Origin of the sequence: Ensifer sp. ENS11 (genome assembly GCF_014851895.1) — a bacterium.
Classification (GTDB): Bacteria; Pseudomonadota; Alphaproteobacteria; order Rhizobiales; family Rhizobiaceae; genus Ensifer; species Ensifer canadensis.
Genome location: NZ_JACVAN010000003.1, coordinates 412,777 through 425,845, shown reverse-complemented (window position 1 = coordinate 425,845; position 13,069 = coordinate 412,777). Strand labels below are relative to the sequence as shown.

The window sequence follows — 13,069 nt, the reverse complement described above, 5'->3', positions numbered from 1 at the left end:
TCCAGTTGTTTCTTGTTGGTTTGTTGCGGTTGATTTCGGCTCAAAACGCGTCCCAGCAGGCCTGCGACAGCTGGCCGATGGTTTCGAGCGCAATTGTGTAGCCAGGCGTGCCATCGGCCATCACTTGCGGCACGGCGTCGGTGAAGACGGCGATGCCGTAGAGCGGCTGACTGTTGCGATAGACGAGACCTGCGTCCATGCGACCGCGCTTACCGCGCCCGGATTTGCTGGCGACGACGGTCTCGAAAGGCAGGCGCGAGCGGATGCCGTAGCGCAGCACCTGGTTCTTCAGCGTCTGCAGCGCAAAGCGGCAGAGCTCGACCGATGTGCCGAGACGCGCAGCCGCGGCCCCATCGTCCTGTGCCGCCAGGATCAGTTCGAGCAGCAATATCTGGTCACCAGCCGTCGTCGTCGTCACCTCGCCGAGCGAATGGTCCGGCTTCAGGCCAAGCGGCGGGATCAGAAAGCGGTGGTGAGTGCCGGCCATGCCGATCGCCTTGCAGTAGCTGTCGACCTCTTCCAGCGTCACCCGCTCCAGCACCATCTTGGTGCAGACATTGTCGCTCAAGACCATCATCCCGACGATGGCGTCGCGCAGCGGGATGACGATGCCAGGCGTCATGTAGCGGAACATGCCGCTCGCAACCTCATGCTTCAGCCGCTCCTCGTAGGTGATGGGCGTGTCGAGATCGAGCCGGCCCTCGTGCGCTGCCTTCAGCGCCGCCATCATGATCGACGTCTTGCGGGTGCTGGCCGAAGGCGTCTCCTCGTTTTCGCCCCGTCCGATCGTCTCGCCGGTCTGAAGGTTGCGAACGAGGAAGCGGGTGATGAATGGCTGGGCGTCGGCGATGGCATTAAGCCGTTCGGCTGTCGTGGCGGTTTTGATCGCTACGGTCATGTCAGGCCTCCAGGCGCCATTTGAGGGTGACGCCACCCGTGTGATTGAGATCGAGCGCGGGGATCGCCGAAAGCAGTTTGCGCGTATAGGCTTCCTGTGGCTGGTCGAAGATCCGGTCGCGATCGCCCTGCTCGACGATGCGGCCGTCCTGCATGACGATCACCCGGTCGGCGACCTGCTCGACGACGCCGAGGTCATGGCTGATGAACAGGCAGGAAAACCCGTAGCGCTTCTGCAGATCGGAGAAGAGTTCGAGCACCTGCGCACGCACCGTCACGTCGAGCGCCGAGACCGGTTCGTCGGCGATGAGGAACTTCGGCCGCCGGGCAATCGCCCGGGCAATGGCGACGCGCTGGCGCTGACCACCGGAAAGCTCATGCGGATAGCGGCTGGCGAAATCGCCGCTAAGACCAACTTCTTCGAGCGTTTCGAGCGCGCGCTTGCGCTTGGCCGCACCGTCGAGATCGGGCACCAGCCGGAGCGCTTCTTCGACCAGCGCCTGGATGGTCATGCGCGGGTCGAGCGAAGAGTAGGGATCCTGGAAGACCATCTGGCAGTTCAGCCGATAATCACGCCAGTCAGCGCTGCGCTCGCGCCCCTGGAAGAGGATCTCGCCTTCGGTCTGCTGGACGAGACCGGCGATCGTGCGGCCAAGCGTCGTCTTGCCCGAGCCGGAGCCGCCGACAAGGGCGACGACTTCGCCGACATGGATGTCGACGCTGACGCCGTGAAGCGCGCGCTTCGGCGCCTGCTTGCGGAAGAGCCCTTTGCGGCCGGGATATTCGACCACGATATTGCGCGCCGACACCATCGGTGTCCGCGACATGTCGAGTTCGCGCGGTGCCGCCCGAAACGGCAGCGAAGACAGGAGCTTGCGGGTATAGGGATGCTCCGGTGCGCTCAGAATGTCCTTGGTCGTGCCCTGTTCGACGATCACGCCTTTTTCCATGACGACGAAGCGATTGGTGTAGCGCGCCACCATCGGCAGGTCGTGGCTGATCAGGAGAACGGCCGTGCCTTCCGCCTTGGTCAGTTCGACCATCAGCTCCATGACGTCACGTTGCACCACGGCGTCGAGCGCGGTCGTCGGCTCGTCGGCAATCAGCAGGGCCGGCTTCAGCAGCATCACCGAGGCAAGCATGATGCGCTGGCGCATGCCGCCGGAAAATTCGTGCGGATAGGCGGCAAGCGCCCGCTCCGGCTCGCGCAGACCGACGCGCTTCAGCATGTCGAGTATCGCAGCCCGACGCTCGTCGGCACTCTTCTTCGTATGCAGGATCAGGCCTTCTTCAAGCTGCCTGCCGATGGTCATCGACGGGTTGAGCGAGGTCATCGGCTCCTGGAACACGACGCCGATCTCGCCGCCGCGCAACTGCCGGAGGTCGCGATCTTTCATCGACAGGACATCCCGTCCGCGGTAACTGATCGTGCCGCCGGCATGGCGCACGGCAGGCGGGATCAACCCGATGATGGCGCGGGTCGCGAGCGTCTTGCCGGAACCGGATTCGCCGACGATGCCGACGATTTCGCCAGGGCCGACGTCGAAGCTGACATCCTTGACCACCTGGTTGCCATTATGGGTAACGGCCAGCGACAGGTCGCGAACGCTGAGTAGGGAACTGCCGATCATTTCAGGCCTCGCATGCGGGGGTCGAGCTTGTCGCGGAGCGCGTCGCCGAGAAGGTTGATGCCGAGTAGCGTCAGCGCGATGCAAAGGCCGGGGAAGAAACCGAGCCAGACGGCCTGTTCGATGAACGGGCGGCCCGCAGCCAGCATGTTGCCCCAGGTCGGCGCCGGTGGCGGCACGCCAAGGCCGAGAAACGACAACGCGCTTTCCGACAGGATTGCCCAGCCGAACATCGAGGTCGCCAGCACGGTAATCGGTGCCAGGCAGTTCGGCAGGATGTGGCGCAGCATGGTGTAGATTTCGCCATTGCCCATGACACGCGAGGCTTCGATGAATTCGCGTTCGCGCAGCGACAAGACGGCGCCGCGCACCACACGCGCCATCGACGGCGTGTAGGCGATGCCAAGCGCGAAAATGATGCCGTACTGGTTAGCCCCGAAGACCGCGAGCAGCCCGAGCGCCAGCAGGATGCCCGGAAAGGCGAGCAGTGCGTTGTTGACGGCCATGATGACGCCATCGACCCAGCCGCGGGCATAGCCGCTGATGAGGCCGATCAGGGTGCCGCAGACGACCGCGAAGGCGACCGTCAGACATCCGATCCAGACGCTGGCGCGGGCACCGATCATCAACCGGCTGGCAACGTCGCGTCCGAACTCGTCGGTGCCGAGCCAATGGGCGGCACCGGGGGCGGCCAGACGCGAAGTGAAGCCCAGCGCGCTGGGATCGTAGGGCGTCCAGAACACGCCGATCAGCGCGGTGATGACCAGAGCGGCGATCAGTCCGCCGCCGATGACGCCGTTGAAAGTGAGCTTTCTCATTCTGCCACCACCCGCGGATCGAAGAGAGGATAGAGGAGGTCGACCACGAGGTTGACGACGACATAGGAGAAGGCGACGATCAGCAGGCAGCCCTGGATCACCGGGTAGTCGCGCTGGAAGATGCTATCGACCATCAGACGGCCGAGGCCGGGGATGGTAAAGACTGTCTCGATGACCGCGATACCGCCGAGCAGATTGCCGAGGATCAGGCCGATCATCGTCCAGGTTGGGCCGAACGCATTCTTGAACGCATGCTTCCAGAGGACGGCGCTTTCCGACAGTCCCTTGGCCCGTGCATGGGTGATGTAATCAAGCCGGAGAACCTCGAGCGTCGAGGCGCGCGCCATGCGGATGATCACGCCCATTTCGTGGATGACCAGCGTCATGACGGGCAGGACGAGGTAGAGAAGGCCCGCCGTCCAGTTTTCCGAGATCGGCACGTAACCGAGCACCGGCAGCCAGCCGAGCTTCAGGCCGAAGGCAAGCAGCAATAGCAGGCCGAGCCAGAAGGTCGGGATGGACAGAAGCACGGTGGCCGTGCCGACCAGCGCCAGGTCCGTCAGGCTGTTCTGCCGCCAGGCGGCGATGACGCCGGCGGGAACGGCGATCAGGCTCGCGAGGAACACGGCGATGACGACGATCTCGGCGCTCACCATGAAGCGGCTCAGCACCAGATGAAGCACCGGCTCGTCGGTGACGATCGAGCGGCCGAAGTCGCCGGACAGGATGTTGCCGGCCCAGATGACGAACTGCTCGGGAATGCTTCGGTCAAGGCCGAGCACGCTGCGCATTTCGGCAATCTGCTGCGGCTCGGCCATATCGCCGAGCATCAGCGCGGCCGGATCGCCGGGAATGAGACGGATGAGCGTGAAGACGGCAACCGAGACAATGACGATCGTCGGTATCGCCATCACGAGACGATTGAGTATGAACTTGATCATGGGTTCCCCGTACTGAGAACAGCCTGGCGCGACATCGCGATTCGGCCCTCCTGCCGGCTTTTCTTGACACGACTATGATCGAATGGAAAAAACCGCGCAATATTATGAGGAATCGTCATAGCTCTATGACGAAGGGATGACATGGGAGCTGCCAAAGGGGCCGATAACGTGCGGCATCATGCGCTGGGCGGAAGTCGCGCTTGCAGTCGGGGAGCATTGCCCTGCGATGCCGACGCAAAAAGACAGTCAGCGATGGACTTTAAATCACCAACGGATGTTGAAACCGATCTTGAGATCGGGAAACAGGTGGCCGCCGCGCTTGCCCGTGGCGCTGATGGCTGAGGCGATGCCGACCATGAGCACGCCGAAGACGATGCCGGCAAACACAAACCGAACTGTCATGGCGGCCGGTTGGCGCTTCTTCTGCGTTGCCTGCAACATCATCCGCGACCGTATCCTTGCATCACTTTCGAGCACGACCAGACGAAATCACTGGTGTCATTGCCCGATGACGTGAAACGCCACGCGCATCGGCCGGCATTTACGGGAGTAATTCCCGCAAGCTGGGGTCGCTTTGGCTCGACGCTTGGCTCTTCAAAGCGCCTTCGGGAATCACGTTTAAGGTATGACGCAACGTCCGGCTCAAGCGGAGTTTTGGGCTGATATCGAGGGTCGCATCCTTTGGACGCATTGCCCGAGGGTCGGTGCCGTGACGGGCCGATGGATGTGCCGGGCACAATCTCTGCGGGACACCGACGTCAACGCCGAAGAGATCGCGTCGGCCGGCGATTAGAGCAGCTGAAGGTGATCGGCGAGCTCGCGGGCCGCGGCACCGCCTGCCCGGTTCGCACCGATGGTGGAAGCCGACGGGCCGTAACCGACGAGATGGATCCTCGGGTCTTTTGCCACCTGTGTCGCAAGCCGGCCGGTCATCAGGATGCCGCCATCGGCATTGCGCAGTTGCAGCGGCGCCAGGTGATCGAGCGCGCTTCGAAAGCCGGTACTCCAGAGAATGACGTCGACTTGCTGCTCGCGACCATCCGGCCAGCGCACGCCATGCTCGGTGATTTCGGCAAACATTGGCTGGCGCTCGAGTGCGCCGCGTGCGCGTGCGGCAAGGATCGCCGGCGTCACCGGAATACCGGTCACGGAGACGACCGAGCCCGGCGGCAGACCGCGGCGTACGCGTTCCTCGACGATGGCAACGGCAGCGCGTCCGACCTCGGGGGTAAACGGCTCTTCACGGAAGGCCGGCTCCTCGCGCGTGACCCACGTGGTCGATGTCACCTTGGATATTTCATCGAGCAGCTGGATCGCGGAGATGCCGCCGCCGACGACCAGCACGTGCTGCCCGGCAAACTGCCCGGCGGTCTGGTAGTCCTTGGTGTGCAGCTGACGCCCCCTGAAGAGATCCGATCCCGGATAGGGTGGAATGTAGGGAGACTCCCAGGTGCCGGTGGCGTTGATGATGCCGCGGGCGGCATAGACGCCGGCGTCGGTCTCGACCCTGAAACGCTCGCCCCGCTCGCAAACGACCTTGACGGCAACCGGTCGGTGCACGGGAAGGTCGAATGCCTTCTCATAGGCGCCGTAATATTGCGGGACGGCGACGGAAGCGTGGACTTCGCCCATGCTGGTATCGACGGCGTCGGCGAATTTCATGCCGGGAAGATCGTGAATGCCATTGACGGTGCTCAGCGTCAGCGACGGCCAGCGAAACTGCCAGGCGCCGCCCGGCTGTGGCGATCGGTCGACAACGACATATTGCATCTGAGGCGATAGCCCGAACCGGCTCAGATGATAAGCCGAAGACAGACCCGCCTGTCCGGCACCGATGACGACGATGTCGATCTTGCGGGCGACGCGCGCATGCGTCTCGGCCTCGCTGGCGGGGGCAAAGGCGTTCTGGATGTCCATCATCACGCAGCCAAGACCGAAGGCTGATCACTGCTCATCAGATCATCCACGGCGGCGACTTTCAGCCAATCGCCGCGGCAAAGATCGCGGCCAGTTTTTCGATGCCGGCCTGATCGTCCCGGTCGAAACGTGCCGGTTTAGGACTATCGAGGTCGATGACACCGATCACCCGGCCTTGGCGTCGGACGGGAACCACGAGTTCGGAGCGGGACGCCGCATCGCAGGCGATATGACCGGGAAAGGCGTGCACGTCTTCGACCAGGATCGACTGCCCTTCCCTTACGGCCGTGCCGCAGACGCCACGGCCGACAGGAATGCGCACGCAGGCGGGCTTGCCCTGAAATGGCCCGAGCACCAATTCGTCATCAGAATCGAGAAAGTAGAAGCCGGCCCAATTCAGGTCGGGCATCGTCTGGTACATCAGCGCCGAGGTGTTTGCGGCGTTCGCGATCATATTGGGCTCGCCATGCAGCAGCGCTTCGAGTTGCTGCGCCAACTCCCGATAGAATTCGGTCTTGTCGCCTGTGTCGATTACCGCCGCCTGGAACATGATCTCTTTCACTCTCTCATCATACGGACTGGCAATGTAGTGCCGCGCCCGACATTTGCCAATTGCAGCGCGTCCGCGCCGGCAGCGAAACGGAGCGCTGGCGGAAAACGGTTCGACAAACGCGACCCGACGCCGATGTCCGGATTCAGACCCTCACGGCTCTTGTGAAGTGGCGACCTGTCGCTTCAGGCAATCGATCATCGCCTGAGCCGCAATCGACAGCGGCACGCCGGCGGCGGTTGCGACGCCGAAATCCTGCGTCAGGTGCGGCGTAAAGCTCCTGATTTCAATCGGGAGATGCCGATGCAGGTTGGCGAAAAAACTGCTGATGATTGCAACGCCAAGATCATGGGCGGCATAGGCGCAGGCCGAGCTGTTGCTGTGCGTCTCGATCTTGACCTTTTGCGGCACGCCCGCCTTTCGAAAGATCTCGTCCAGCATGACCCGGGTCGGCCGCCGGCGACCGATCAGGATCAGCGGTATGCCCCTGAGTTCCTTCGGGGTGACGTGGTCGAGCGCCGTCAGCGGATGGCTCTTCGCCATGACGCAGACGCTGACGCCGCCCGCCACCGGCTGCATTTCGAGGCTGGCGCTCAGTTGCCCCTCGTAGCGCAGGAAGCCGAAATCGATGATGCGCTGTTCGACAAGGCGGGCAATCGCCACGGTCGTATCGAAGAAGGTTTCGACCCGCACACCGGGGAAATCCTTGGCATAATCCGCCAGCATCGCCGGGGCGAAGCTTTCGGACATGCTGTTCGGCAGGCCGATGCGCACGACTTCCGGGCCGACGGCGCCGCTGCGAAGATCCTGGGCGAGATTGGTGAAGCGATCGATCCCGAGCAGAATATGCTCGGCATCCTCGGACAGCTTCAGCGCCTCGGGCGTCGGGATCAGCCGGCCCTTGTCGCGCGCAAACAGCGTCAGCGACAGGTCCTCTTCCAGTTGCTGCAGCAGACGGCTGACACCGGACTGGCTGAGCCCCATGGTTTTCGCCGCCGCGATCGTCGAGCCGGTGGCAAGCAGGGTGCGCAGCACTTCCAATTGTCGAAAATTCATGCCGGCTCCGCATCCATCCCATTGCCATCTTCTCCGTGTTTACGAAAAGGCGGACAATCTAGGAAGCCGTATTCGACGGCAGCGTCAGGCGTGCGATTACTCCGCGTGGGCAGAACAACTGATGCGCAAGGCCAGGATGGACCGTTAGGATATGGAGATGGTGGGTGCCGAAGAGCACGCGTGCGCTCTCCGGCTTGTTCAGGCTGTCTCGTCGTCGATCAGACGTCGACGCGTAGCGATGGTTTGAAGCGCTCGGCAAAGACCTCGATCGAGCCGCTGCCATAACGACGCAACTGACGTTTGGTCAGAACGGACATGACGCGCGCCGCCGTCGAAAACGTCATTTTATCGAGCGGACCGTCGCCAATCCAGGGTTTGCTTAATCGATCGGTGACGATGCCGATCATGTTTGCAGGCATGATATCCGTGCAAGGTTTCATCCAGTCGAAGACGACCCTGATCGGCAGCAATTTGCCTTCAAACGAAACCACGGGTTCAGGCATCCCCTCGCCCCAATCATCATAGGCCTCAAGGGCATCTCGAAAGAGATTTTGCAGGATGATGGAGGCATGCCCTTCATGAAGAGCGGGCAGCAAATTCGTCATTTGTGTCTCCTTCAGTGGTTAAGGCCGGGAAACGCGAATGGCCAATACTGTCAGCATGTATTTGTCATCGTGCCGTGTGGCCGGTACTTTGACGACCACACAATCGGTAGACTGCAGGCCATGGCGAAATGCAGAAGCGCGACAATGGTTCCAAGCGACCGGCAACTTTTTTTGAAATTTTTTGAGGACGGCGGTTTTGGAACTGCACCCGCCACGCCCGGTCGACAGCCAATTCGTGCTCCATATCGCTGTATCGGCTTGAAAGGGCCGACCATTCGTCAGAACATCAGGAACGAAAAACTAATATCCATATATTCCATAGAATATACGATCTTACCTGAAGACGCCAGATAATTCACAGATATGCGCCACTATCGAAATGGAGCGATCATATGGGAACGATCTCGCAGCTTTCCGAGAAGACGAAGCTCCCGGCACACCGGATCGGAAGCGAGGAGGAGGCGCTGGAAATTGCGCGCGAACTCGCGGGCGATTTTGCCAATCGATCAAACGAGCGGGATACCGACCGGATCCTGCCATTCGATGAGCTCGACACCCTTGCCCAATCCGGTCTCCTCGCAATCACCGTGCCCTCCGACTATGACGGCATCGACGTTTCCAACGCGGTGCTGGCGGAAATCACCGCCATCCTGTCCGAAGCCGACAGTTCGATCGGCCAGATCCCCCAGAACCATTTCTATATTCTCGAAGCGCTGCGCACCGACGGCACGGAGGAACAGAAGAAATTCTTCTTCGCACGCGCGCTCGCTGGCGACCGCTTCGGCAATGCGCTTTCCGAAAAGGACACAAAAACCGTCGGCGACTACGCAACGCGCCTGACGCCTGATGGTCTTGGCTACCGCCTCAACGGCCGCAAGTTTTATTCGACCGGCGTGCTCTTTGCCGAATGGATTGTCGTGTTCGCGCTCGATCCGGACGAAAAACTCACCATGTCTTTCCTGCCGCGCGGTGCCGATGGCCTGCAGGTCATCGACGACTGGGACGGCTTCGGGCAGCGCACCACCGGCAGCGGCACGACGGTGCTGCAGAATGTATACGTCACGGCCGACGCGGTGGTGCGCCATCATCGCGGCTTCGAACGTCCGACGACGATCGGCTCGGTCGGCCAGATCATCCACGCCGGCATCGATCTCGGCATCGCGCGCGCCGCCTTCGCCGAGACGCTCGACTTCGTGCGCAACCGGGCACGGCCCTGGATGGATAGCGGCGTCGAACGGGCAGCGGACGATCCACTGACAATCGCCCGCATCGGACAACTCGCGATCCGCCTTGAGGCGGCGACCGCCATCGTCGAGCGTGCCGGCAAGAAGGTCGACATCGCCCAGATCAACGGCACCGAGGAAAGCGTCATCGAGGCGACGCTGGCGGTCGCCGCCGCCAAGGTACTGACAACAGAAATCGCGCTCGAAGCCACCAACACGCTCTTCGAACTCGCCGGCACGTCGTCCACCCGCATCGGCCTCAACCTCGACCGCCACTGGCGCAACGCCCGCACCCACACGCTGCATGATCCGGTGCGCTGGAAGTATCACGTCGTCGGCAACTACCACCTGAACGGCGTCGCGCCACCGAAGAACGGCGCGCTCTGACCCTGCCCTGACGCCGCCTTACCCTGGAAAATCGGCACCGATCTGCCGGGGACGTATGCAGCTTTCTACGAGGAGACGGATATGAGCCGCGAAATCCGGCTGAATGCCTTCGACATGAACTGTGTCGGCCATCAATCGCCAGGGCTTTGGACGCATCCGCGCGACCAGTCGTCGCGTTACAAGGATCTCGACTACTGGGTGCATCTGGCAACGACGCTTGAACGCGGCAAGTTCGACGGGTTGTTCATTGCCGATGTGCTCGGCGTCTATGACGTGCTGAACGGCAATGTAGAGGCGGCGCTCCGGCATTCCGCCCAGGTTCCCGTCAACGACCCGCTGCAGCTGGTGCCGACCATGGCGCACGCGACGCAACATCTGGGTTTCGGGCTGACGGCCTCGCTTTCGTTCGAGCACCCCTACACTTTCGCGCGGCGAATCTCGACGCTCGACCATCTGACGAAGGGCCGCGTCGGCTGGAACATCGTCACCTCCTATCTTAACAGCGGTGCGCTCAATATCGGCCAGGCGCAGCAGACACGGCACGATGATCGCTACGACATCGCGGAAGAATATCTCGAGGTCTGCTACAAGCTCTGGGAAGGCAGTTGGGAAGACGACGCGGTCGTGCGCGACCGGATAGGGGGCATCTTCACCGATCCGGACAAGGTGCATGCGATCAACCACCAAGGGCGGCATTTCACCGTGCCGGGCATCCATCTCAGCGAACCGTCGCCGCAACGCACACCTGTCCTCTACCAGGCAGGCGCCTCCAGCCGCGGCAAGGATTTTGCCGGCACCCATGCCGAGTGCGTCTTCGTCGCAGCCCCCTCGAAAACCGTTCTGAAGCGATACGTCGCGAATGTGCGCGAGGCGGCCGAGCGTGCGGGGCGCAATCCGCGCGACCTCCTCACATTCAATCTCCAAACCGTGATCCTCGGCGAAACCGATGCGGACGCGAAGAGGAAGTTCGATGAGTATCGCAGCCATGTTTCCTATGAAGGCGCGCTGGCGCTGATCTCCGGATGGACCGGCATCGATTTCGGCCAGTTCGCGCCGGACGAACCGTTGCGCCACCGCTATACCAATGCGGTCCAATCTGCGGTCGAGACCTTTACGACGATCGATCCCGATAAGGTCTGGACCGTACGCGAAATGGCCGACTGGGTCGGTATCGGCGGCTTCGGCCCCGTCTTCGTCGGCTCACCGCAAACGGTCGCAGATCTGCTGCAGGAGTGGGTCGAAGACACGGATGTCGATGGCTTCAACCTTGCCTATGCCGTCACACCCGAAACCTTCGAGGATGCGGTCGATCTGCTGGTCCCGGAGTTGCAGAAGCGCGGCGTCTACAAGACCAGCTATCGCGAAGGCACGCTCCGCGAAAAGCTGTTCGGCGCCGGCCCACGGCTCGCAGCACCCCATCCCGGCGCAGGCTATCGGGAACTCGCCGGAAACGCGCAGGCGATCGCGGCTTCCGCATAGGAGCACACTCGGCATTAATTGCTCGATGGCTGGGGGCGCTCGGATCCTCGGGCCGCGCAAGAGTATGACTATGCATACGTGGCAGTCGTATGCCGCGTCGCGATCCACGGGCTTCACCCGAGAATCCAGGCGCGATGCGTCCATCGCGAGAAACGCGGGGATGCTCGGTCAAGCCCGAGCATGGCGGAAAGAACAGAACAGACGCCGATCAAAGCCAGCGCCTCGCTCGTCAGCCGGCCGGCCCCTGTCAGCAGCCCAAGCGCCCGGAAGGATCCGAGCGCGTTCCATCGGTGCCAGTGCCCGATGGTTCGTCCACCGGGCCCTGACCTCTCGAGGTCAGCTGTATAGGCTCACAGGCGGGATTCGGCCATTCAAAGCAAAGTCGCCGACCTCGCGGGCCTTGTAGAAGACCGGGTCGTGCAGCGTGTGGGTCCGGACGTTGCGCCAGTAGCGATCGAAGCCATGATGCGCTGCCGTGGCACGCGCTCCCATTAGTTCAAACACCTTCGTCGTCACATCGAGCGCCACGTGGGTGGCGTTGATCTTGGCAGCATAGGCTTCAAGTGCTGCTTCCCCGCGCTCGCGCTCCGTCACCGACCGCCCTTTCGACAACGCGGCCTCGACAACGCCCGCCGCAACGTCGGCCAAAGCGACGGATGCTTTCAAGGCAGCCTGCAACTCGCCGACGCGTTCGAGAATGTAGGGGTCGTCGCTGGCACGAGCCACGCCTGATGTGATCCAGGGTCGCGTGGTGGTTCTGACATAGTCGATTGCGGCGGCGAGTGCGCCTTCCGCCGTTCCGAGATAGAAATTGACAAACACCAGCTGGATCAGCGGCGTGTTGAACGTCGCCTGCACCTGAGGCGGATCGAACGGTTCGGCAAGCGGCAGAATGAAATCGCGCTCGTAGACAGGAAAATCGCGAAACTCGACGCTGCCGCTATCGGACAGGCGCTGGCCGATATTGTCCCAATCGTCATGGGCGACATAACCCGGACGATCCGTCGGAACGACGAAATTGGCGATCTTGCCCTCAAGCGTCGCGTTGACGTTGATGCGATCGGAAACATGCGCGCCGGTCGAGAACGTCTTGCGGCCGTTGAGCACATAGTGGCCGCCGCGCCGTTCGAGCACGAGCCCCGGATCCCGCGGGTTGACGGCAGCACCCCAGTAGAGCTGGCGTTCGACGGTCTCGGCACCGAGCACCCAGGCCTGCCTCCCATCGGCAGTCGCCCAGTAGACATACTGGCTGTTGACATAGTGATAGCCGAGCAGCTGGCCGATAGAGCTTTCGCCACGCGAGATGATCCGGACGAGACGCAACCCATCAAGCCAGCTCAAGCCCGCTCCGCCGATTTCCTGGGCGTGCAGCGCCGTCAGCAGACCCGCCTGGCGCAGCGCTTCGATTTCGTCGCGTGGCGGCAAGCCCAAGCGATCAAGCTCGGCGCCGCGTTGCGCAAACTGGCTCGAAAGCTCGGTCGCCTGCGCAAACAGATGCTGGCGCTTTTCTTCCTGTTCGGTATTGGCCGGTTCGGGTTCCCGGAGGAAATGCACGTTGCTCATTCGCC

At 62.3% G+C, this 13,069-nt stretch carries 12 protein-coding genes; 2 read left to right on the top strand and 10 right to left on the bottom strand.

All coding sequences use genetic code 11. The features are described 5' to 3' along the window. Positions 1-40: 40 nt before the first annotated feature. From IB264_RS08970 to IB264_RS08930, 9 genes are all read right to left on the bottom strand, one after another. Positions 41-898, bottom strand: coding sequence for a serine hydrolase (locus tag IB264_RS08970; RefSeq protein ID WP_057222862.1), 858 nt, complete (start codon positions 896-898; stop codon positions 41-43). A 1-nt stretch (position 899) separates the two neighbouring features. Further along, positions 900-2,528: an ABC transporter ATP-binding protein gene (locus tag IB264_RS08965; protein ID WP_057222861.1), complete on the bottom strand. Its 1,629-nt coding sequence runs from the start codon at positions 2,526-2,528 to the stop codon at positions 900-902. After that, positions 2,525-3,343 (bottom strand): ABC transporter permease, encoded by an 819-nt coding sequence (locus tag IB264_RS08960; protein ID WP_025429213.1) that lies wholly within the window; start codon positions 3,341-3,343, stop codon positions 2,525-2,527. Before IB264_RS08960 ends, IB264_RS08965 begins: the two co-directional genes overlap by 4 nt. Further along, positions 3,340-4,284: an ABC transporter permease gene (locus IB264_RS08955; RefSeq protein ID WP_057222860.1), complete on the bottom strand. Its 945-nt coding sequence runs from the start codon at positions 4,282-4,284 to the stop codon at positions 3,340-3,342. Before IB264_RS08955 ends, IB264_RS08960 begins: the two co-directional genes overlap by 4 nt. 264 nt (positions 4,285-4,548) lie before the next feature. After that, the gene (locus IB264_RS08950; protein WP_057221051.1) at positions 4,549-4,728 is read right to left on the bottom strand and encodes a hypothetical protein; all 180 of its coding nucleotides are present in this window, start codon (positions 4,726-4,728) and stop codon (positions 4,549-4,551) included. A 345-nt stretch (positions 4,729-5,073) separates the two neighbouring features. Further along, on the bottom strand, positions 5,074-6,204 hold the full coding sequence (locus tag IB264_RS08945; protein WP_082571703.1) for an NAD(P)-binding domain-containing protein: 1,131 nt from the start codon (positions 6,202-6,204) through the stop codon (positions 5,074-5,076). A gap of 58 nt (positions 6,205-6,262) precedes the next feature. Continuing rightward, on the bottom strand, positions 6,263-6,751 hold the full coding sequence (locus IB264_RS08940) for a GAF domain-containing protein (protein ID WP_057222859.1): 489 nt from the start codon (positions 6,749-6,751) through the stop codon (positions 6,263-6,265). A 153-nt stretch (positions 6,752-6,904) separates the two neighbouring features. Beyond that, a complete protein-coding gene (locus IB264_RS08935; protein ID WP_025429218.1) occupies positions 6,905-7,807 on the bottom strand; it encodes a LysR family transcriptional regulator in 903 nt (300 codons plus the stop codon). 218 nt (positions 7,808-8,025) lie between these two features. Then, on the bottom strand, positions 8,026-8,412 hold the full coding sequence (locus IB264_RS08930) for a hypothetical protein (protein WP_025429219.1): 387 nt from the start codon (positions 8,410-8,412) through the stop codon (positions 8,026-8,028). A gap of 392 nt (positions 8,413-8,804) precedes the next feature. On the opposite strand from IB264_RS08930, the gene IB264_RS08925 reads away from it, so the two are divergent. Further along, on the top strand, positions 8,805-10,022 hold the full coding sequence (locus IB264_RS08925; protein WP_057222858.1) for an SfnB family sulfur acquisition oxidoreductase: 1,218 nt from the start codon (positions 8,805-8,807) through the stop codon (positions 10,020-10,022). Between the two features lie 81 nt (positions 10,023-10,103). Next, complete coding sequence (locus tag IB264_RS08920) at positions 10,104-11,501, top strand: LLM class flavin-dependent oxidoreductase (RefSeq protein WP_057222857.1); 1,398 nt, start codon at positions 10,104-10,106, stop codon at positions 11,499-11,501. 336 nt (positions 11,502-11,837) lie between these two features. Here the strand turns inward: IB264_RS08920 and IB264_RS08915 are convergent, their stop codons facing one another. Then, complete coding sequence (locus tag IB264_RS08915) at positions 11,838-13,064, bottom strand: acyl-CoA dehydrogenase family protein (protein ID WP_057222856.1); 1,227 nt, start codon at positions 13,062-13,064, stop codon at positions 11,838-11,840. Positions 13,065-13,069: the final 5 nt, after the last annotated feature.

Coding starts and splice junctions, on each gene's coding strand:
- IB264_RS08970 (WP_057222862.1), bottom strand. CDS start 898: ATGACCGTAGCGATCAAAACCGCCACGACAGCCGAACGGCTTAATGCC.
- IB264_RS08965 (WP_057222861.1), bottom strand. CDS start 2,528: ATGATCGGCAGTTCCCTACTCAGCGTTCGCGACCTGTCGCTGGCCGTT.
- IB264_RS08960 (WP_025429213.1), bottom strand. CDS start 3,343: ATGAGAAAGCTCACTTTCAACGGCGTCATCGGCGGCGGACTGATCGCC.
- IB264_RS08955 (WP_057222860.1), bottom strand. CDS start 4,284: ATGATCAAGTTCATACTCAATCGTCTCGTGATGGCGATACCGACGATC.
- IB264_RS08950 (WP_057221051.1), bottom strand. CDS start 4,728: ATGATGTTGCAGGCAACGCAGAAGAAGCGCCAACCGGCCGCCATGACA.
- IB264_RS08945 (WP_082571703.1), bottom strand. CDS start 6,204: ATGATGGACATCCAGAACGCCTTTGCCCCCGCCAGCGAGGCCGAGACG.
- IB264_RS08940 (WP_057222859.1), bottom strand. CDS start 6,751: ATGTTCCAGGCGGCGGTAATCGACACAGGCGACAAGACCGAATTCTAT.
- IB264_RS08935 (WP_025429218.1), bottom strand. CDS start 7,807: ATGAATTTTCGACAATTGGAAGTGCTGCGCACCCTGCTTGCCACCGGC.
- IB264_RS08930 (WP_025429219.1), bottom strand. CDS start 8,412: ATGACGAATTTGCTGCCCGCTCTTCATGAAGGGCATGCCTCCATCATC.
- IB264_RS08925 (WP_057222858.1), top strand. CDS start 8,805: ATGGGAACGATCTCGCAGCTTTCCGAGAAGACGAAGCTCCCGGCACAC.
- IB264_RS08920 (WP_057222857.1), top strand. CDS start 10,104: ATGAGCCGCGAAATCCGGCTGAATGCCTTCGACATGAACTGTGTCGGC.
- IB264_RS08915 (WP_057222856.1), bottom strand. CDS start 13,064: ATGAGCAACGTGCATTTCCTCCGGGAACCCGAACCGGCCAATACCGAA.